The 19337-nt window shown below is 73.2% G+C and carries 18 protein-coding genes; 14 read left to right on the top strand and 4 right to left on the bottom strand.

Annotated features, from left to right (window positions below; all coding sequences use genetic code 11):
• Positions 1–3 precede the first annotated feature (3 nt).
• Positions 4–219, top strand: a complete 216-nt coding sequence (locus tag OHU34_RS12105; RefSeq protein ID WP_142266434.1) for a ferredoxin — start codon at positions 4–6, stop codon at positions 217–219.
• Positions 220–674: 455 nt separating this feature from the next.
• Here OHU34_RS12105 and OHU34_RS12100 read toward each other — a convergent pair whose 3' ends face one another.
• Positions 675–1097 (bottom strand): helix-turn-helix domain-containing protein, encoded by a 423-nt coding sequence (locus tag OHU34_RS12100; protein WP_142266436.1) that lies wholly within the window; start codon positions 1095–1097, stop codon positions 675–677.
• Positions 1098–1554: 457 nt separating this feature from the next.
• Here OHU34_RS12100 and OHU34_RS12095 point away from each other — a divergent pair, with 457 nt between their 5' ends.
• The 4 genes from OHU34_RS12095 to OHU34_RS12080 are packed head-to-tail and all read left to right on the top strand — an operon-like array spanning position 1555 to position 4382.
• Positions 1555–2145: an RNA polymerase sigma factor gene (locus OHU34_RS12095; RefSeq protein ID WP_142266437.1), complete on the top strand. Its 591-nt coding sequence runs from the start codon at positions 1555–1557 to the stop codon at positions 2143–2145.
• Complete coding sequence (locus tag OHU34_RS12090) at positions 2142–3209, top strand: BN159_2729 family protein (protein ID WP_405766251.1); 1068 nt, start codon at positions 2142–2144, stop codon at positions 3207–3209. The genes OHU34_RS12095 and OHU34_RS12090 overlap by 4 nt, the downstream gene beginning before the upstream one ends.
• A complete protein-coding gene (locus OHU34_RS12085) occupies positions 3206–3763 on the top strand; it encodes a WhiB family transcriptional regulator (RefSeq protein WP_142266439.1) in 558 nt (185 codons plus the stop codon). Before OHU34_RS12090 ends, OHU34_RS12085 begins: the two co-directional genes overlap by 4 nt.
• 28 nt (positions 3764–3791) lie before the next feature.
• Positions 3792–4382 carry a hypothetical protein gene (locus OHU34_RS12080; protein ID WP_230194522.1) on the top strand — a complete coding sequence of 197 codons (591 nt, stop codon included), beginning with the start codon at positions 3792–3794 and terminating at the stop codon, positions 4380–4382.
• 208 nt (positions 4383–4590) lie between these two features.
• Here the strand turns inward: OHU34_RS12080 and OHU34_RS12075 are convergent, their stop codons facing one another.
• Genes OHU34_RS12075 through OHU34_RS12065 form a run of 3 tightly spaced genes read right to left on the bottom strand, consistent with a single transcriptional unit; the run spans position 4591 to position 6618 of the window.
• The gene (locus OHU34_RS12075) at positions 4591–5490 is read right to left on the bottom strand and encodes an aminoglycoside phosphotransferase family protein (RefSeq protein WP_142266440.1); all 900 of its coding nucleotides are present in this window, start codon (positions 5488–5490) and stop codon (positions 4591–4593) included.
• Between the two features lie 28 nt (positions 5491–5518).
• Positions 5519–6037 (bottom strand): ferritin-like domain-containing protein, encoded by a 519-nt coding sequence (locus tag OHU34_RS12070; protein WP_142266441.1) that lies wholly within the window; start codon positions 6035–6037, stop codon positions 5519–5521.
• Complete coding sequence (locus OHU34_RS12065) at positions 6034–6618, bottom strand: hypothetical protein (protein ID WP_200839823.1); 585 nt, start codon at positions 6616–6618, stop codon at positions 6034–6036. Before OHU34_RS12065 ends, OHU34_RS12070 begins: the two co-directional genes overlap by 4 nt.
• A 225-nt stretch (positions 6619–6843) precedes the next feature.
• Between OHU34_RS12065 and rimP the strand changes: the two genes are divergently transcribed.
• The 9 genes from rimP (at position 6844) to OHU34_RS12020 (ending at position 19283) form a co-directional block, all read left to right on the top strand.
• Positions 6844–7380: a ribosome maturation factor RimP gene (gene rimP / locus OHU34_RS12060; RefSeq protein WP_020128609.1), complete on the top strand. Its 537-nt coding sequence runs from the start codon at positions 6844–6846 to the stop codon at positions 7378–7380.
• A gap of 2 nt (positions 7381–7382) precedes the next feature.
• A complete protein-coding gene (gene nusA / locus OHU34_RS12055; RefSeq protein WP_020128608.1) occupies positions 7383–8369 on the top strand; it encodes a transcription termination factor NusA in 987 nt (328 codons plus the stop codon).
• 158 nt (positions 8370–8527) lie between these two features.
• The gene (locus OHU34_RS12050) at positions 8528–8824 is read left to right on the top strand and encodes a YlxR family protein (protein ID WP_078615640.1); all 297 of its coding nucleotides are present in this window, start codon (positions 8528–8530) and stop codon (positions 8822–8824) included.
• A 147-nt stretch (positions 8825–8971) separates the two neighbouring features.
• Positions 8972–12100 carry a translation initiation factor IF-2 gene (infB, locus tag OHU34_RS12045; RefSeq protein ID WP_142266442.1) on the top strand — a complete coding sequence of 1043 codons (3129 nt, stop codon included), beginning with the start codon at positions 8972–8974 and terminating at the stop codon, positions 12098–12100.
• A gap of 186 nt (positions 12101–12286) precedes the next feature.
• Positions 12287–12580: a DUF503 domain-containing protein gene (locus tag OHU34_RS12040; RefSeq protein WP_020128606.1), complete on the top strand. Its 294-nt coding sequence runs from the start codon at positions 12287–12289 to the stop codon at positions 12578–12580.
• 46 nt (positions 12581–12626) lie between these two features.
• Entirely contained in the window at positions 12627–13076 is a 450-nt protein-coding gene (rbfA, locus tag OHU34_RS12035; RefSeq protein ID WP_020128605.1) for a 30S ribosome-binding factor RbfA, read from the top strand.
• Positions 13076–13981 carry a tRNA pseudouridine(55) synthase TruB gene (gene truB / locus OHU34_RS12030; protein WP_020128604.1) on the top strand — a complete coding sequence of 302 codons (906 nt, stop codon included), beginning with the start codon at positions 13076–13078 and terminating at the stop codon, positions 13979–13981. The genes rbfA and truB overlap by 1 nt, the downstream gene beginning before the upstream one ends.
• 257 nt (positions 13982–14238) lie before the next feature.
• A complete protein-coding gene (locus OHU34_RS12025; RefSeq protein ID WP_405766246.1) occupies positions 14239–18144 on the top strand; it encodes a trypsin-like peptidase domain-containing protein in 3906 nt (1301 codons plus the stop codon).
• 194 nt (positions 18145–18338) lie between these two features.
• Complete coding sequence (locus OHU34_RS12020; RefSeq protein ID WP_142266444.1) at positions 18339–19283, top strand: bifunctional riboflavin kinase/FAD synthetase; 945 nt, start codon at positions 18339–18341, stop codon at positions 19281–19283.
• Positions 19284–19337: the final 54 nt, after the last annotated feature.

The raw sequence follows: 19337 nt of genomic DNA, 5'->3' as shown, positions 1-19337 counted from the left end.
CCCATGAGCACGGCCCAGCACATCGACATCGACCGGACCGCCTGCAAGGGCCATGGCCTCTGCGCGGACTTCCTCCCCGAACACATCGTCCTCGACGAATGGGGCTATCCCCTGGTCGACGGCGCCCCGGTCCCGGCCGGCACCCTGCGACGGGCCCGCCGGGCAGCGGCCGACTGCCCGGTGCTCGCCCTGGCGTTGGTTCCGGGGCGGGCGGGCTGAGGAGGTGGCAGGAGAATCAGCAGACCTCGGCCGCGAGGAAGCCGTAGGGCGTGAGTTCGTGCGGGAGCTCCACCCGCATACCGCAGAAGCACCACAGGAGGCTGCCCCGTGAGGCAGGGGCCCCCAGATCGACCATCAGAATGTCGCGAACTTCCCGGAGCACGTCACTCAGATGGAAGCCTCTGGCTACGCGGATACTGACCTCATCCGGGTCCCAGACCGCAATTTTGGGCAAATTGTCTGCCACTGAAATGTGGATGCACACAACTGTCTCCCCAGGGATGCACGACACGAGTGATCCGCTCCGGGAGGCCAGCGGCTGACTGATGGTAGCCGTGACTCGCGTGACCAGGAGGAGTTTCGGTCATATTCATTCGTAGGGTATGCAACGCCTTGCGAATGCGCCGGAAGTGGGCATTACGGCCCCTGGGTGGCCCGGGGTGACGCCGCTGACCTCAGGTGATGCGGCTGACCTGCAGCATGGCCTCGGCGTCCTTCAGCAGGGCGCGCTGACGTGCCTCCGGCAGTTGCCGGTACAGCTTGAGGAGCCGTGCCTCCCGTTCGTCCCCGCTGGGTCCGGGCGCGGGACGGCCGACCGCCTCGAAGAACTCCCTCGGTGTCGTCGCCACGCCCCAGCGCCGGAACACGTCGACCATGGCTCGCAACTTCTCCGGGTCGATGCGTGAGGTGCCGCGGGTCCGGTTCATCCACGCGTTCAGCGTCGGGTACGAGATGCCGGCTGCCGAGGCCAGGTCCTTCTGGGTCTTCCCCGGAGCCTGCGCCAGCAGGTGTTCGAGCAGAATCGCCAGGTCGACGTCCTGGCGTGCCGGATCGTTGCCGGGTGTCGGGTCTCCGGGGCGGCTCTGCTGGTTCGTCACGCCTCAGAGGATCGGTCATCGATATCTACAAGCGCAAGTAGATCGCAGACCGACCATCGGGGCTTTTGGTGCACGCCGGAGTGTTACCGGACCAGTTGTGCAAACTCGCGCTCCCCCGCGCTCCTCTTTGTGCCAACCACACCCGCACCTTGCGTTCCGTGCACAACTTGACACTGTATGCATCTACGTGAAGACTGTAGATAGGCCCGGCGGCGGGTCATCCGGTTCGCGGAGGGAGTGGGCGCCGGTCGCCCCTTCCGGCGGGAGCCGAGGCCCCGCGTTCCCGGCGCCTTGCGCGGCGGAGTCGCGTCACCCGCATTTCCGGCATCGGCCGCTTCGCTCCGCCCTGGAGCGGGGCGGCCGGACGTTCGCCGATGAAATCTACATCTACATGCATATTGCATACGCGGAGGATCTTCGCTCCGCACTCCGCACGACGTCGACGGGAGTACCTGCTGTGTCCGCACCGAACAACGTCACGTCCGCTCCGGACGGTCCGGAACCCGAGGTGATCGCCCGGGCCCGCGCGGGCGACCGGGAGGCGTTCGCCACCCTCTACTACGAGCACTACCGCCTCGTGTACAGCTTCCTGCTGGTCCGTACGCGCAACAGACACCTTGCCGAGGATCTGGCCCAGGAGGTGTTCACCCGCGCACTGCGACGTATCGACGGCTACGTCTGGCAGGGCACGGCATTCGCCGCCTGGCTGATCACCATCGCCAAGAACCTCCATCTGGACGAACTCGGCCGCGGCCGCACCCGGTTGGAGACCCCGGTCGCCGAGTTCCCGGATCCACAGGTGCCCGGCCGTGGTCCGGAGTCGCTCGCCCTGCGCGAACTCGAGGCCGTCGAGGCGCACGAGACGGTCCGCACCGCCCTGCACACGCTCAACGCCCAGCAGCGCCACTGCGTCCAACTGCGCTTCCTCGACGAACTGACGGCGCAGGAGACGGCCCTGGCGATGGGCCGGAGCGTCGGCGCCGTCAAGGCGCTGACCCACCGGGCGCTCCAGAAGCTGCGCCGGCCGGCCGGGACGGTGACGGTGTGAACGGGAACGTCCGCCACGCCGCGCGGGTGATCCGCACGGTGCTGGCGACCGTCCGGACCGAACAGGCGGCGGCCGTGGCACACGCGCTCGATTCGGCCCGTCTCCTGGTCGACCCCGAGCGTTCCTTCGGCGTGGTCCTTCACCGCACACCGGACGGCGGCTGGTCCCGCACCGGGCGACCGGTCACCGAACTGGAGCGGCAGGCGCTGACCTGGGACGCCTCCTGCGAACGCGCGCGTCACGCGGCGCGCGCCATCGAACGGGACCTGGACACGCACCCCGGACCGCACTCCGTCCGCGTCGAGGGCGACCGGGTGCGGGTCAGGCTGCGCGTCGACGGCCCCGCCCAATGGGCGCGCTGGCGCTTGTACTTCGGTATCGCGATCGTCGGTGAGCGGACCGAGCCCCTCACCCTGACGGGTGAGGGGGAACGTGACGGCGTCCGGGTGACGGTGGTGGCCCTCAGCGCCTCCGCGGTGCCGCCGGAGCCGACGACGGGCGAGGAGACGCGTCGGTTCCGGATCGGCGAGACCCTGTACGACCTGGCCTTACCGATGCGGGACAGGTGCGGGGGCGTCTGGTACTTCGAGGGCCGCCGAAGCAGCGACGGCATGCCCCTGGTGTCCCTCGACGGTCGGCCCGAGCGGTGCTCCCTCGCCAACGTGGCCGCGTACCTGGGGCCGTTGGCGCCGGTGCGGCCCGACGGCGACGGCACGGTCTGCGGCCCGACGGGGATCCTGTCGGCCCTGCCGGTATCGCACGTGCTCCCGAACGCGGCCGTACCGCGGACGTCGGCGGACGTTCCGGACCTGTGGGCGAGGGTGGACATGTCGGAGGCAGGCACGCGGCCGGACGTGTCGCGACCACGGGTGACGATGCCGGCCCTGCCGGACCCGCGGACCGCCTCGGATCCGCCGGAACAAGCACAGGGACAGGAACAAGCACGGGGACAGGAACAGGCGCGGGAGCCGGTGGGGCCGCCGCACCGGCCGGCCTGGGCGGAACCGTTCGGGCCGCTCGTACCGTCGGCGCCGTCGGCCGGTCCGGCGGGGTCCGTCCGATGAGCGCCGGTCGGTCGAGGGGGCCGACCGGCGCCCGGGGAACGACGGACGGGGGGACCCGGGCATGGGAGTCGCGTGCCGCCTGCCGGCACCAGGACGCGGATCTGTGGTTCTCCCGCCGGTCCTCGGCCCGTGCCGTGGCCATCTGCGCGACCTGTCCCGTGCTGGCCCACTGCAGGGCCGCCGTGCTCGTACGCGAGAAGGGACTGCCCGCCTGTCATCGCGAAGGTGTCATCGCCGGCCTGACCGGCCCGCAGCGCCATGCCCTGGAGCGTCAGACGGACCGGTCGAGGCCGGGGCCGCCCGCCGATCCCGAGGCGCCCCGCGCGCGGGGCGGGGTGCCCCGAGGGCAGCTCGCCCCGTGCGGGACCCGGGCGGCCTACCAACGGCACCTGCGTCTGCGGGAGCCCGTCGACGAGGCCTGCCGTCTGGCCAACGCGCGCAGCGCCGGCCGATACCGCCGCACCGGCTCCACCCGCGGCCGCGACGAAGCCGCCACGGGCCGCGACCGCCTGTGGGGCAGAGCCGGGACATCCGATGGCCTGCCCCGGAAGTGACCCTCGTTCACCGCCACCGGAGGACTTCATGTCCGTACCCTCGCCGGGCCGTCCGCCCGAAGAGCCCCTGTCCGACGGCTCCCGGAACCGCCACTCCCGAGCCTCTCGTCCCCTCGGTCGCCTGGCCGCCCTTCGCCGTCTCTTCAGGCCGCGGGATCGCGCTCCCCGGCCGGAGGCCGCGCCAGGGCACAGCCTCTCCCCGGACCTGGACGACTGCCGCCGGGAGCTGGCCCGCTGGCAGCGCCATGCCGACTCCTTCGAGCGGGAGCTGACCCGCGTCTCCTTCGAACGCGCGCACCTCCTCGCCTGGCTGGCGGCGCTGCATCCGTCGAGCGCGGTCGTCACGCCGGCCGCCGGCGCCGGCCCGGACGGCACGCACCTGCTGCGGCTCATGGCGGGCGGCCGGCAGTTGTCCTGGCGCCTTCTTCCCAGGGACATCCCGCTGTTCGCACACGTCCCGTACGCGGAGCGCGCCACGGGCCACGGGCAGCGGGACGGCCCCACCGTGATGGAACAGGCCGCCCACATCCGCAGTCACACCCGCCTGCTGGCCCTTGAGGGGACTCTCTTCGCCGGGCCCGCCGACAGGCGGCCGCAGGTGCGATCGACCGAGCACTGACACCGCACGGGACGGGCCTCGCGGCTCGCCCACGAAGCTCCGGTCGGCAGGCTCGGGAGGCACGTCGGCCGGACCCACAGCGCTCCCCTGCGGGGGACCTCCGGCAGGGGAGCGCTGTTCCGTCCACAGCCTGTGACCGGCACACGTGCCGCCGGGCGGTCCCACAGCTACGACCCTGCGGCGCCGCAACCGTGCAGCCCTGCCCCCGCTACAACCAGCTCGCGAACTCGAGCAGCAGCTCGGCGTCCCGCGTCCGCCCGACCCGACGGGCCCGGACGCCCGACTCCACGGCCCGGAACAGCGTCCAGCCGCGCAGCCGCTCCTGGTCCAGCTCCAGTGACTCCGCGAGCCGCTTCACCCGGCGCCGGGTCGTCGTCGCCCCGGACGGCGAGGCGATCAGGTCCTCCACCCGGTCGCGGACCAGCCGGGCCAGGTCGAAGGCGCACTCGCCGACCACCGGATCCGGCCCCACCGCCAGCCACGGCATCCGCTCACCCGCCAGCACCTTGCTCTGCCGGAACGTGCCGTGCAGCAGCCGGTGCTCGGGCGGGCCCGCCAGCAGCTCCGCGCGGGCGGCGAGCGCCGCGTCCACCAGGGCGGCCACCTCGGGCTCCGCCTCGGCGCTCGCCCGCATCGCCTGCGCCTGCCGCCCGGTCCGGTCGGCCACGGACTCGAAGGAGTGGCCCTCCGGTGGTTGCACCCACAGCCGCCGCAACGTCCCCGCCGCCTCCAGCAGGGCCTTCGCCTCCGCCAGCGACCGCACCGACACATCGGGATGCAGGCGCTCGAGCAGCAGTGCTCCCGCCGTCTGCGGCTCTTCCAGCAGCTGGACGGCGCCCAGTCCGTCCCAGTGCGCCAGCGCGGCCCGCTCCGCCTGCGGCCGGAACCGGGGCGGGGCCAGCTTCAGCACGGCGGGTGTCCCGTCCGCGCGCCGCACGAGCACGACCATGCTGGTCCGGCCGCCCGGCACCTGCACCCGATCGACCGTCAACTCGCGCAGGGCGACGGCCTGTCGGGCCGTCTCCGGCAGCTTCTCCAACCAGCCGTCACCGTCCGGTGCCGTCTCACCGAGCGCCCTGACCAGACGCTGCGGCGGTTCGAAAGCCATGCGCGAGTCGTTTCCTTCCTGCTTCGGGTCAAGCCGCCGGCGTGCCCGAGGGCGCTGCCGCCGCCGGAGGCGTGGCCGCTGCCGGTACGGACGCGGAGCCCGTGGCCGGATCCGTACCGGTCCGCTCGGCGAGACCAGGGAAGGCTACGCTCCCGCCGCGCCAGCGCACCGCACGGACCGCCGCGTCCCGCAGCGCGCCCGCGGCCTCCCGGCGCCGTGCGTCCCCGGCTGCCCGCACCAGGTCGGAGTACACCCCGGCCACGCGCTCCTCCAGCTCGGTCGCGAGCCGGACCGCCGCCGCGGAGTCCGGCACCCGGAACGGCAGCGCGTATCCGGCGCTCGCGGCGACCGGCTCGGCCCCCAGGTCGCGCACCTCGCGCACCAGCGCGTCCCGGCGCGCCCGGTGCGCGTCGTAGGCCGCCCGTGCCTCGGCGCTCCGTACCTCGCCGATCCGCCCGCCGACGACCCCGTACCCGTACACGGCGGCGTGTTCGGCGGCCAGCGCCGCCTGGAGTGCCGTCAGCTCCGCGTCCGTGGCCTCACTCATCGCGTCCCCTCCGTCAGCAGATAGGCGTGGGCCGCGCCGGCCGCCGCCACCGAGGCCAGCAACCGGGCCAGCTCGCCCGGCACGTCCGGCAGCTCCGTCGCCCTGCGGTCGGCGAGCGCCCGCTCCGCCGCGGCCAGACCGGCGAGCGCGTCCGTGTCGGTGATCGGCACGGCGGAGGGCACTGCCGAGGGATCGGCCGGCGGAACCGGGGCGGAGCTCGTCGAGGAAGCCGTAGGGGAGGTGGGGGAGCCGGTGGCGGGACCGGTGGCGGAGGGGGACGCCTTCGCGGCGCCTCCGAACGCCTCCACGTGCCGGACGACCTCGGCCCGCAGCGGCCCCAGCCGCCCCGCCAGCGCCGGATGGACGGCGAGCACGGCGTCGTACCGCGCCACCAGCTCGCCGCTCTCCCGGGCCGCACGCGCGCGTGCGGCCTCGGAGACCGACGGGCTGTCGCCCGCGCTCTCCTCGGACTCCTCCGCACCGGACGAGCAGCCCACGAGCAGCACCGCTCCCGCGGCCGACGCGAGCAGGGATCTTCTGCGCGGCCCCGAGGGGGTTCGCGAGGGGAGGGGCAACGGCACGGCAGGCGTCCTCGGGGAACTCGTACGGAACTGGCGTCCTGGTGGGCGGCGGGCCCGTGATCACCGTACCCGCGCGGCCGCCCCGTACCACTCAGCGGCACCGGCCCACGAGGGTCCGCCACCCTCCGTGCACAGGTGGACGGCAACACACCTTGCGACCGGATACCCTTTGACCAGACACGAGCCCCATCCCACAACAGCACACGCGGCCGAGGAGTCACCCGGATGAGCACCACCCAGAGCGAGAGGCTGCGAGAGCTCCTGGAACCGCTCGTCGCCTCCCAGGGACTGGATCTCGAAGAGATCGCCGTGGACTCCGTCGGACGCAAGCGGGTGCTGAGCGTCGTCGTCGACTCCGACTCCGGAGCGGACCTGGACCAGATCGCCGATGTGAGCCGCGCGCTCTCGGCGAAGCTCGACGAGACGGACGCGATGGGCGAGGGCGAGTACACCCTCGAGGTCGGCACCCCGGGCGCGGAGCGCGCCCTCACCGAGCACCGCCACTACGTACGTGCCGTCGACCGGCTGGTGCGGTTCCAGCTGACCGAGGGCGGCGAGCTGGTCGCCCGGATCCTGACGGTCGACGACGAGGGACTCGATCTCGAGGTCCCCGGCGTGAAGGGCCGCAAGGCCACCACCCGCAGACTCCCCTTCGGCGACATCGACAAGGCCCGCGTGCAGGTCGAGTTCAACCGCAAGGACAAGAGCGACCAGCACGCCAAGAACGAGAACGACGAGAACGAGATGGAAGAGGAGGCGTAGCCGTGGACATCGACATGAGTGCCCTGCGGGGCTTGGTGCGGGAGAAGGAGATCTCCTTCGACCTGCTGGTCGAGGCGATCGAGTCGGCCCTCCTCATCGCCTACCACCGCACCGAGGGAAGCCGCCGTCACGCGCGCGTGGAGCTCAACCGGGAGACCGGACATGTGACCGTGTGGGCGAAGGAGGACCCCGAGGACCTCGAGGAGGGGCAGGAGCCCCGCCCGTTCGACGACACCCCGTCCGACTTCGGCCGGATCGCCGCCACGACGGCCAAGCAGGTGATCCTCCAGCGTCTGCGCGACGCCGAGGACGACGCGACGCTCGGCGAGTACGCCGGCCGTGAGGGTGACATCGTCACCGGCGTGGTCCAGCAGGGCCGTGACCCGAAGAACGTGCTCGTGGACATCGGCAAGCTGGAGGCCATCCTGCCGGTGCAGGAGCAGGTCCCCGGCGAGACGTATCCGCACGGCATGCGCCTGCGGTCGTACGTCGTCCGGGTGGCGAAGGGCATGCGCGGCCCGTCCGTGACGCTCTCCCGCACCCACCCCAATCTGGTGAAGAAGCTCTTCGCCCTGGAGGTGCCGGAGATCGCCGACGGTTCGGTCGAGATCGCCGCCATCGCACGTGAGGCCGGTCACCGTACGAAGATCGCCGTCAGGTCCACCCGTTCGGGTCTGAACGCCAAGGGCGCCTGCATCGGCCCCATGGGCGGCCGGGTGCGCAACGTGATGGGCGAGCTGAACGGCGAGAAGATCGACATCGTCGACTGGTCGGACGACCCGGCCGAGATGGTGGCGAACGCGCTGTCCCCGGCCCGGGTCTCCAAGGTCGAGGTCGTCGACCTCGCGGCCCGCTCCGCGCGGGTGACGGTGCCGGACTACCAGCTGTCGCTGGCGATCGGCAAGGAAGGGCAGAACGCCCGGCTCGCCGCCCGGCTGACCGGCTGGCGCATCGACATCCGACCGGACGTCGAACAGCCCACCGAGTAGCCCGGCGGGTACGTCACCTGCCAGGTCACCCGGCAGCGCCGAGCGGCGGGGGAATAGATCTCGGCCTGCCGGGGCTCAGATCACGACAGATGTAACGCGGCAACTGTTCGAATCCTGACCCAAAGGGGTGAGGTCGCCGCGGGGAGGTAGACTTAAGAGTGTCTGGCCGGACGCACACCGGAGCATGCCCTGAACGCACCTGTGTGGGGTGCCGGGAGCGGGCGGCCAAGACGGAGCTGCTGCGCATCGTGGCGATCAAGGACGCATGCGTCCCCGATCCACGCGGTACGCTGCCCGGCCGGGGTGCGTATCTGCATCCCGCCCCGGTCTGTCTCGACCAGGCGGTACGCCGCCGGGCGTTCACGAGGGCGTTGCGAGCCCCGGGAGCGCTCGACACAAAGGCGTTGCGCCAGTACGTCGAGCAGACGACCGTTGCCGAACAGGCAACACCGTAAGAAGGCGTCGCACGGAACCTCCGTGCGGCTCTGGTACCCCGCGAGTTGGAAGTAGGTCGAGATTGCGATGAGCACTCGATGAGCACGCGATGAGTACGCCCATGAAGTAGCGACGGTCCGGACACACCCGGACCTAAAAGGAGCGAAGTGGCTAAGGTCCGGGTATACGAACTCGCCAAGGAGTTCGGGGTTGAGAGCAAGGCCGTCATGGCCAAGCTCCAGGAACTCGGTGAATTCGTCCGTTCGGCGTCTTCGACCATCGAAGCGCCCGTTGTCCGCAAGTTGACAGATGCCTTCCAGGGCGGCGGCAAGCCCGCCCCGCGCAAGGCTGCCCCCAGGCCCGGCGCGCCCTCCCCGGCGCAGGCGGCCCGTCCGGGCCCGGCCGCACCTCGGCCGGCCGCCCCCAAGCCTCCCGCGGCGCAGACGCCCGCGGCTCCGGCGGCTCCCGCCGCCCCGGCCGCCTCGTCGGCCCCCGCGCCGGCGGCCTCCGGTCCGCGTCCGGGCCCCAAGCCCGCCCCGCGTCCGGCCCCGGCCGCCCCGGAGTTCACCGCTCCGCCGGCTGCTCCGGCCGCCCCCGCCGCTCCGGCCCAGTCGTCCGGCCCGCGGCCGGCCTCGCAGGGCCCGCGCCCCGGCGCGCCGCGCCCCGCCGGCCGTCCCGCGCCCGGTCAGGACCGCGGTGACCGTGGCGACCGCGGCGATCGTGGTGACCGCGGCCAGCGTCCGGCCGCCGCCCAGGGGCAGCGCCCCGGTGGCGCCGGTGCCCCGCGTCCGGGCGGTGCCCGTCCCTCGGGTCCGCGTCCGGGCAACAACCCCTTCACCTCCGGCGGCAACGCCGGTATGGCGCGCCCGCAGGCGCCCCGTCCGCAGGGCGCCCCGCGTCCCGGCGGCCCCGGTGGCGCTCCCGGCGCCGGTCCCCGTCCGCAGGGCCCCGGTGGCCAGGGCGGCGGTCCTCGTCCGCAGTCTCCGGGCGGCTCCCGTCCGTCTCCGGGCGGCATGCCCCGCCCGCAGGGCGCAGGCCCCGGCGGTCCGCGTCCCGGCGGCGGTCCCCGTCCCAATCCCGGCATGATGCCGCAGCGTCCCGCTGCCGGCCCGCGTCCCGGCGGTGGCCCCGGCGGCCGCGGTCCGGGTGGCGGCGGCGGTGCGGGTCGTCCCGGCGGCGGCGGTCGTCCCGGTGGCGGCGGCTTCGCAGGTCGTCCGGCCGGTCCCGGTGGCGGCGCCCGTCCCGGTGGCGGCGGCGGTTTCGCCGGTCGTCCCGGTGGCGGTGGCCCCGGCGGTGGCGGCGGCTTCGGTGGCGGCGGTGGCCGTCCCGGATTCGGCGGTCGTCCCGGCGGTCCCGGTGGTCGTGGTGGCACGCAGGGCGCCTTCGGTCGTCCCGGCGGTCCCGCGCGTCGCGGTCGCAAGTCGAAGCGTCAGAGGCGCCAGGAGTACGAGGCCATGCAGGCCCCGTCGGTCGGCGGCGTGATGCTGCCTCGCGGCAACGGACAGTCCGTCCGCCTGTCGCGCGGTGCGTCGCTCACCGACTTCGCCGAGAAGATCGGCGCCAACCCGGCGTCGCTCGTCGGCGTGATGATGAACCTCGGCGAGATGGTCACTGCCACGCAGTCCGTCTCCGACGAGACGCTGAAGCTCCTCGCGGACGAGATGAACTTCGTCCTCGAGATCGTCAGCCCCGAGGAGGAGGACCGCGAGCTGCTCGAGTCCTTCGACATCGAGTTCGGCGAGGACGAGGGTGGCGAGGAGTTCCTCGTCGCGCGTCCGCCGGTCGTGACCGTCATGGGTCACGTCGACCACGGTAAGACCCGACTGCTCGACACCATCCGCAAGACGAACGTCATCGCGGGCGAGGCCGGCGGCATCACGCAGCACATCGGTGCGTACCAGGTCGCCACCGAGGTCAACGGTGAAGAGCGCAGGATCACCTTCATCGACACCCCGGGTCACGAGGCGTTCACCGCCATGCGTGCCCGCGGTGCCAAGTCGACCGACATCGCGATCCTCGTGGTGGCGGCCAACGACGGTGTGATGCCCCAGACGATCGAGGCGCTGAACCACGCCAAGGCGGCCGACGTGCCGATCGTGGTCGCGGTCAACAAGATCGACGTCGAGGGCGCGGACCCGACCAAGGTGCGCGGTCAGCTCACCGAGTTCGGTCTGGTGGCCGAGGAGTACGGCGGCGACACGATGTTCGTCGACATCTCCGCCAAGCAGGGCCTCAACATCGAGAGCCTGCTGGAGGCCGTGGTCCTGACCGCGGACGCCTCGCTCGACCTGCGGGCCAACCCGGAGCAGGACGCGCAGGGCATCGCGATCGAGTCCCACCTCGACCGCGGCCGCGGCGCCGTCGCGACCGTCCTGGTCCAGCGAGGCACCCTGCGGGTCGGCGACACCATGGTGGTCGGCGACGCGTACGGCCGTGTCCGCGCGATGCTCGACGACAAGGGCGAGAACGTGGAAGAGGCGGGTCCCTCGACTCCGGTCCTCGTCCTCGGTCTCACCAACGTCCCGGGCGCCGGCGACAACTTCCTCGTCGTCGACGAGGACCGCACGGCCCGTCAGATCGCCGAGAAGCGCGCGGCGCGTGAGCGCAACGCCAACTTCGCCCGGCGTGGAGTCCGGTTCTCCCTGGAGAACCTGGACGAGGCGCTCAAGGCCGGTCTGGTGCAGGAACTCAACCTCATCATCAAGGGCGACGCGTCCGGTTCGGTGGAGGCTCTCGAGTCCTCGCTGCTCCAGCTCGACGTCGGCGAAGAGGTCGACATCCGCGTCCTGCACCGCGGTGTGGGTGCGGTCACCGAGTCGGACATCGACCTGGCGACCGGCTCCGACGCCATCGTCATCGGCTTCAACGTCCGTGCGGCCGGTCGTGCCGCGCAGATGGCGGAGCGCGAGGGCGTCGACGTCCGGTACTACTCGGTGATCTACCAGGCCATCGAGGAGATCGAGGCGGCCCTGAAGGGCATGCTGAAGCCGGAGTACGAGGAGGTCGAGCTCGGCACGGCGGAGATCCGCGAGGTCTTCAAGTCGTCCAAGCTGGGCAACATCGCCGGTGTCCTGGTCCGCTCGGGCGAGGTCAAGCGCAACACCAAGGCGCGCCTCATCCGCGACGGCAAGGTCATCGCGGAGAGCCTCACCATCTCCGGGCTGCGTCGCTTCAAGGACGACGTCACCGAGATCCGCGAAGGCTTCGAGGGCGGTATCAACCTCGGAAACTTCAACGACATCAAGATCGACGACGTCATCGCGACGTACGAGATGCGGGAGAAGCCGAGGGCGTAAGCGCCCAAGGTCCGTACCGGCCGGCGGGGGATCGCTCCCCGTCGGCCGGTACGGCGTCCGGCGGACGCATGAGCGAGGTAAAACCCCGTCGAGCCACCGCCCGGATCGTTGTACCGTTCGTGATGTCCCTGTGCCATGGACGGCAGGGCCATCGATCCCGTACCGGCGGGTGAACCGGTTACACACATGTACGTGGGGACTCTGTCCTTCGACCTCCTCCTCGGCGACGTACGGTCGCTGAAGGAGAAGCGCTCCGTCGTCCGTCCGATCGTCGCCGAGCTCCAGCGCAAGTACGCGGTGAGCGCGGCCGAGGTGGACGACCAGGACCTCCACCGCAGGACCAGGATCGGTCTCGCCGTGGTCTCCGGTGACGCCGAGCATCTGACCGATGTTCTGGACCGGTGCGAACGGCTGGTCGCCGCCCGCCCGGAAGTGGAGCTGCTGTCGGTCAGACGCCGCTTCCACGGCGAAGACGACTGACCGACCACAGAACGCAAGCGAAGAAGAAAGAACGGGAGACGGACCAGTGGCCGACAACGCGCGTGCCAAGAGGCTGGCGGACCTCATCCAGCAGGTGGTGGCCCAGAAGCTGCAGCGCGGGATCAAGGACCCGCGGCTCGGCTCCCACGTCACCATCACGGACACCCGGGTGACGGGTGACCTCAGGGAGGCGACGGTCTTCTACACGGTGTACGGGGACGACGAGGAGCGGGCGGCCGCGGCCGCCGGGCTGGAGAGCGCCAAGGGCATCCTGCGCTCCGAGGTGGGCCGTGCGGCGGGCGTGAAGTTCACGCCGACACTGGCCTTCGTCGCCGACGCCCTGCCGGACAACGCCCGCACCATCGACGACCTCCTCGACAAGGCGCGTGCCGCCGACGAGAAGGTCCGCGAGGTGTCCGCGGGTGCCGGGTACGCCGGCGATGCCGACCCGTACAAGAAGCCCGGTGACGAGGACGAGACGGACGACTCCGCCTGATGAACGGCAAGCAGACCCCGCCCGACGGCCTTGTCATCGTCGACAAGCCGTCGGGCTTCACTTCGCACGACGTCGTGGCCAAGATGCGCGGGATCGCCAAGACCCGCCGCGTGGGCCACGCCGGCACGCTCGACCCGATGGCGACGGGCGTCCTCGTCCTCGGCATCGAGAGGGCGACGAAACTCCTCGGGCACCTGGCGCTCACCGAGAAGGAGTACCTGGGCACGGTCCGGCTGGGCCAGACGACCCTGACCGATGACGCGGAGGGCGAGATCACGGGGTCCACGGACGCCTCGAAGGTCACCCGGGACGCGATCGACGCGGGCGTCGCCAAGCTGAGCGGCGACATCATGCAGGTGCCGTCCAAGGTCAGCGCCATCAAGATCAACGGCGTCCGCTCCTACAAGCGGGCCCGCGACGGCGAGGACTTCGAGATCCCGGCCCGCCCGGTCACCGTCTCGTCCTTCTCCGTGTACGACGTCCGTGACGCGGTCGCCGAGGACGGCACCCCGGTCCTGGACCTGGTCGTGTCCGTCGTCTGCTCCTCCGGCACCTACATCCGGGCCCTCGCCCGCGACCTGGGCGCCGACCTCGGCGTCGGCGGCCACCTCACCGCCCTGCGCCGCACCCGCGTCGGCCCCTACAAGCTGGACTCGGCGAAGACGCTCGACCAGCTCCAGCAGGAGCTGGGCGTGATGCCGATCGCCGAGGCGGCCACCGCCGCGTTCCCCCGCTGGAACGTGGACGCCAAGCGGGCCCAGCTGCTCACCAACGGCGTACGCCTGGAGATGCCCGACGCGTACGTCGGCGCGGGCGCCGTGGCCGTCTTCGACCCCGAGGGCCGGTTCCTGGCCCTGGTCGAGGAGCAGAAGGGCAAGGCGAAGAGCCTGGCCGTGTTCGGCTGAGCGGCTTCTGGAGCGTCTCCTGGTGCCCGTGGAGCGGCGAACACGGGGTTGTGCTGCGCCGCCGCTCCACGGTCCCCCCTCGGTTCCCCCACCCCTAGGGTGTATCCAGCGGCCCCCGTTCATTCACCCGTCCGGGCAGGCGCTCGGAGTGAATCCGGGGAGTGCAGGGGGGCGCGTTCGCTCCGTTATCTGTCCCGCTGATCATCCCGCCCCTACCGTCGGACCCAGGGCACGCGGGCGCGGCGGGAGGTACGACGATGGCGGGACGAGGCCCGCGGACACCGCGGCACGACTCCCTGGGGGGCGCGACGCGGAACCGCCCGGCGGATCCCCCGGGCCCCCCGGATCCCATGGCTCTTCCGGACGACCCGGATCCCCGGGGCGCGGACGGCGCCCCGGACTTCGCCCCCGGTGTCGACGCCGACGGCTCGCTCGTCCGGATCCGCGACCTCGCCGGCCGGCCGCGCGGCACCGGGTTCGTCGCCGACCACCACGGCACGGTCGTCACCAGCCACGAGGCCGTCGACGGCCTGTCCCGGCTCGTCCTGTACGCCGCCGGCGACCGCAGCTGCGTCGTGACCGACGACGCGGTCACCCCGCTGCCGGAACTCGACCTGGCTCTCGTCCGCACCGAGGGCCTCGGCGGGGTCCCGCTGCCGGTGACCGTGCGGGACGGCGTCGAGGCCGGCCGGTACGTCCGGCTGGCCGCAGGCTGCTGGCGCGAGGCGCGGGTGCTGGCCGAGACGTCCGCGACGTACACGGCGACGGACCGCTTCCACCTCCTCGACGACGCTCTGGAGCTGGCGATCGGCACGGCGGGCCGGGACGCGCTGCGGCTCGGCGGTGGCGCGGCCGGGGGACCGGTCCTCGACGCGGAGACCGGCGCGGTCGTCGCCGTCCTCGGCACCGCGCTCCAGTCCGGCCACCGCGACGTCGGCTTCGCGGTGCCGCTGCGACCCCGGGTGCCCAGGGCCGACGCCATTCCGACGATCGACGACCTTCCGCCGGCCGGCGACAGGCCGACGGCCGACGACAACTCCGCCGGGACGCCGCCGGGCGACCACGCGACGTTCACGGGAGCGGGAGCGGGAGCGGACGCGGATGCTGGTGCGGGTGTCACTCGCCGTGCTGGCGGACGTGATGAAGGTGGCGGTGCTGCGGGGACGGGGGCCGGGGTGTGGGCGGTCGGGGGCGGGGCGGGGGTTGCGGCCGGCGGTCCGCTGGCCGAGCTGCTCGCGCGTAACGCGGCCACCGTGCCCGCCTACGGCGCCGACCTCAACCTGGCCGGTCTCCTCGAACTCACCGCCACGTCGGTCGGCTCGGACGGCCCGCCCGGAGCGCTGTCCGGCCACTTCGGCCACACCACGACCGGCTCGCTCGCAGCCGCCGCGGAACCGATCGAACGCGCCTTCCCGGCAAGGGAGTTCGCCGTCTTCGCGACGAGCCCGGCAGCCGTTCTCGGCCTCGTCGGCGCACCGGGCAGCGGCCGTACGACGGAACTCGCCGCCCTCGCCGCGCGCCGCGACCGGGGTGCGCGACCGGCCCCCACCCTGTGGCTGCGCGGCGCCGACCTGCTGGCCGGGGACGACTCCCTCGCCGACGCGGCCCGCCGTGCACTGAACCGCGCGGCACGCATCGTGGCGGCCTCGGGTCCGGGCCCGGCAGCGGTTCCGGGGCGGGGGCCGGGGGCCGTTCCGGCCGGGCTGTCCGGGGCGGCCGGTACGTCCGGGGCGGCCGGCCCCTGCGGCCTCGGTGATGTGACGCCCGAGCGGCTCGCCCACCTCGCCCGGGCCGTCGGGCGCCCCCTGCTGCTGCTTCTCGACGGGCCCGAGGAGATGCCCCCGGTCCTCGCGCACCGGCTCGCCGAGTGGACCGAGGGCACGGCCGAATGGCTGCGGGAGACGGGCACGCGGCTGGTGGTGGCGTGCCGGGGGGAGTACTGGGAACGGGCCGGCGCGGAGTTCCCGCCGGAGCTGCTGTACGGGGCCACGGCGGCCGGGGACCCGCTCCCGCCGTGCGTCCGCCTCGGCGATCTCACCCCCGACGAGGCGCGCGAGGCCCGCGTCCGCCACGCCCTGCCCGAGGGGGCCCTCGCCGCCCCCGACGACCGGCACCCCCTCACCCTCCGCCTCCTCTCCGAGGTCTGTGCCGCGCTCCCCGGTCCGCAGGCCCCGGCGCCCGTCGACCGCGACGACGTCCTGTCCGCGTACCTCGATCTGATGTGCCTGCGGGTGGCGGTGCGCCTCGCCGCCGAGAACGGGCTGCGCGGCACCGCCGTACGCCGTCTCGCGGCGAAGGTCTCCGGCCAGGTGCACGAGGCCGCCCGCCGCAGCCTCGGGCCCGGCCAGGGCGAACTGGACCGGGCGTCGTTCGAGGCGGTGTTCCCCTGGGGCCAGGCGCCGGCCCGCCTCGGTGGCGGTGCGGGCTGGGCGTCCGCCGTGCTCACCGAGCGCCTCCTCGTGCCCGCGGGCCGCGGTTACCGCTTCGCTCACGAGGAACTCGCCGACTGGATCCAGGGAATCCACCTCGACCTGGACGAGGCACTGCTCGCCCTGGTGCACCGCCGGCGCGCGCCCGACGGGGGACATCCGCTGCCCGTCCCGCACCACCGGGTCGGTCCCGTCGTCCAGGCCCTGCTGCTTCTCGCCCGCCAACAGGGGCCGCACCGACTCGCGCTACGGCTGCGGGAGTTGGTCCACGCCCTGGACGCCGACCCGGAGTCGTGGTGGGCCGCCCGGCTGCTCACCGAGACCCTGCTGGGCGTCCGGGACGCGACGCCGTACACGGGCGTCCTGCGTCTGCTGGCGGACCTGATCGGCGCGGGGGCCCAGACGCACGGCCGGTTCGTGGACTTCGGCCCCGCGTTCTGGACCGGGCTCGCCCTCCCCGCCGACGCCCGGCTCGACCTGCTGCGCCGTCTGGTCCTCGCCGACGGCGCCCCGCACGACGCGGACGCGCCCCGCTACCTCGACGCCGTCGCCCGGCTCCTCGCCGCCGACCCCGCCGCCGTACAGCCGTGCCTCACCCACTGGTTCGACGACGAGCGGCCGCTGCCCGCGACCCCGCACGCCACCGTGGCGACGGCGGCGCAGGCGCTGCTGCACACCCACCGGTACCGGGCGCTGGACGACCTCACGGAGGCCCTCGTCGACTGCGCGCACCCCCGCGCCGACGAACTGCTCGCCGTACTGGCGGAGGAGGAGCCGTCCGCGCTGTGCCGGGCCGTCGACCGCTGGTCGCACGACGAGCGGCCGCCCCGGCGGGTCGCGGCGATGACGTACGGCCTGCGCGTCGCCCCGCACATCCGGACGGAGGCCGACCACCGGCTGCTGCGCTACGCGGCCCTCGTCCTGCTGGCGCGCCCCGCCGACCACGCCCTGCACGGTGGCGCGCTCGCGCTCCTCGTCCGGGACCCCGAGACCCGCTCCCGTTACCTGCCGCAGGCGCTGGAGCGGTTCACGGCGGGGGACCCGCAGCTGCCGCCGAGCGCGCTGCTCGCCGCCCTGGGCACCCACCCCGAGCCGGTCCTGGACGCCTTCCGGTCCCGCCTGCGCGGGCCCGACCGCGCGGACACCCGCGGCGTCCTGCGCGCCCTCGCCGACGTCACCACGCCCGCCCTGGCCCAGCGGGTCGCCGCCCTCGTCCGGGAGGCGGTGGAGCGCCGGCCGGAGGCCGCCGGGCAGGTGGCCGCGTACGTCGACCGGCGCCTCGACCACGGCCCCGCCGCCCGGGCCGTCCTCCTGCCGCTGGTCACGGGACTGCTGGACGGCGGCGGGCCCGAACAGGTGCGGGCCGCGCTGGCCGGTGTACTGGCCGCCCCGGGAGCCCCGGAGTCGCGCCCGCTGCGTGACGAACTGCTGGAGCACCTCCTCGTCCACGAACGCTCCCCGGAGGTCCTGGACGCCGTACTGCACGGGGCCGCCGGGCGCGGCGGCGAGGACCTGCGGGCGCTCGTCCACCGCACCGGCCTGCTCCTGGTCCGCACCCCCGACGGCGCGACCCGCTTCGACCGCGGTCTGGTAGAGCTGGCCCGGCATGTCCCGGGCTTCGCCGCGCGGGTGGTGGACTGGCTCACGGACGCGCCGGGGGAGTGGGCGGTGGTGGTCGGACCCAGCGCCCGCCGGACGATCGAGAACCTCGCGGGGGCCCGGGTGCCCGCGTGACGCGCCGCCCGGGGGCCCGACCCCTGCGCCCCGACTTCCGTGCCCCGACTTCCGTCCCGACTCCTGTGGTCGGACTCACGTGGGTCGGGTCACAGCCCCCATGCCGATGCGGGCCGGGAGCACCCGGCATGGCACCCTTAGTCCTGCGTAAGAGGCAATGACAGATACGGACACGGGTTCGAGGAGCGGTCACAGTGCAGCGCTGGCGTGGCTTGGAGGACATCCCCGAGGACTGGGGACGCAGCGTCGTCACCATCGGGTCCTACGACGGGGTGCACCGCGGGCACCAGCTGATCATCCGGCACGCCGTGGACCGGGCCCGTGAACTGGGCGTTCCCGCCGTCGTCGTCACCTTCGACCCGCACCCCAGCGAGGTCGTCCGGCCCGGCAGCCACCCGCCGCTGCTCGCCCCGCACCACCGGCGCGCCGAGCTGATGGCCGAACTGGGTGTGGACGCGTTGCTGATCCTTCCCTTCACCACGGAGTTCTCGAAGCTGTCCCCGGCGGACTTCGTGGTCAAGGTCCTGGTCGACAGGCTGCACGCCAAGGCGGTCGTCGAGGGTCCCAACTTCCGCTTCGGCCACAAGGCGGCGGGCAACGTCGAGTTCCTCACCGAGCAGGGCAAGGTCTACGACTTCGACGTCGAGGTCGTCGATCTGGTGCTGTGCGGTGAGGCGGGCGGCGGGCAGCCGTTCTCCTCGACGCTGACCCGGCGGCTGGTCGCCGAGGGCGATGTCGCGGGTGCCGGGGAGATCCTCGGCCGCCCGCACCGGGTGGAGGGGATCGTGGTGCGCGGGGCGCAGCGGGGACGGGAACTCGGCTTCCCGACCGCCAACGTCGAGACGCTGCCGCACACCGCGATCCCGGCGGACGGCGTCTACGCGGGCTGGCTGCACGCGAACGGCGAGGCGATGCCGGCCGCGATCTCCGTCGGCACCAACCCGCAGTTCGACGGCACCGAGCGCACGGTCGAGGCGTACGCCATCGACCGCGTCGGCCTCGACCTCTACGGCCTGCACGTCGCCGTCGACTTCCTCGCCTTCGTGCGCGGCCAGGCGAAGTTCGAGTCGCTGGACGGGCTGTTGGAGCAGATGGCCGAGGACGTGAAGCGCTGCAAGGAGCTGGTGGCGGCGCGCTAGCCGCCTCCCCGCCCCGGCAGGACCGACGAACGCCGAAGGGCGGCCGGTGTCCCA

Origin of the sequence: Streptomyces sp. NBC_00080 (genome assembly GCF_045041255.1) — a bacterium.
Classification (GTDB): Bacteria; Actinomycetota; Actinomycetes; order Streptomycetales; family Streptomycetaceae; genus Streptomyces; species Streptomyces coriariae.
Note: the sequence above shows the minus strand (reverse complement) of the source record. Positions and strands in the feature narration are given on the sequence as shown.

Excerpts from the sequence above, each read along its gene's own strand:
- rimP (WP_020128609.1), top strand. The coding sequence starts at position 6,844 with ATGAGCACCACCCAGAGCGAGAGGCTGCGAGAGCTCCTGGAACCGCTC.
- OHU34_RS12025 (WP_405766246.1), top strand. The coding sequence starts at position 14,239 with ATGGCGGGACGAGGCCCGCGGACACCGCGGCACGACTCCCTGGGGGGC.
- OHU34_RS12040 (WP_020128606.1), top strand. The coding sequence starts at position 12,287 with ATGTACGTGGGGACTCTGTCCTTCGACCTCCTCCTCGGCGACGTACGG.
- OHU34_RS12075 (WP_142266440.1), bottom strand. The coding sequence starts at position 5,490 with ATGGCTTTCGAACCGCCGCAGCGTCTGGTCAGGGCGCTCGGTGAGACG.
- truB (WP_020128604.1), top strand. The coding sequence starts at position 13,076 with ATGAACGGCAAGCAGACCCCGCCCGACGGCCTTGTCATCGTCGACAAG.
- OHU34_RS12105 (WP_142266434.1), top strand. The coding sequence starts at position 4 with ATGAGCACGGCCCAGCACATCGACATCGACCGGACCGCCTGCAAGGGC.
- OHU34_RS12085 (WP_142266439.1), top strand. The coding sequence starts at position 3,206 with ATGAGCGCCGGTCGGTCGAGGGGGCCGACCGGCGCCCGGGGAACGACG.
- OHU34_RS12080 (WP_230194522.1), top strand. The coding sequence starts at position 3,792 with ATGTCCGTACCCTCGCCGGGCCGTCCGCCCGAAGAGCCCCTGTCCGAC.
- OHU34_RS12070 (WP_142266441.1), bottom strand. The coding sequence starts at position 6,037 with ATGAGTGAGGCCACGGACGCGGAGCTGACGGCACTCCAGGCGGCGCTG.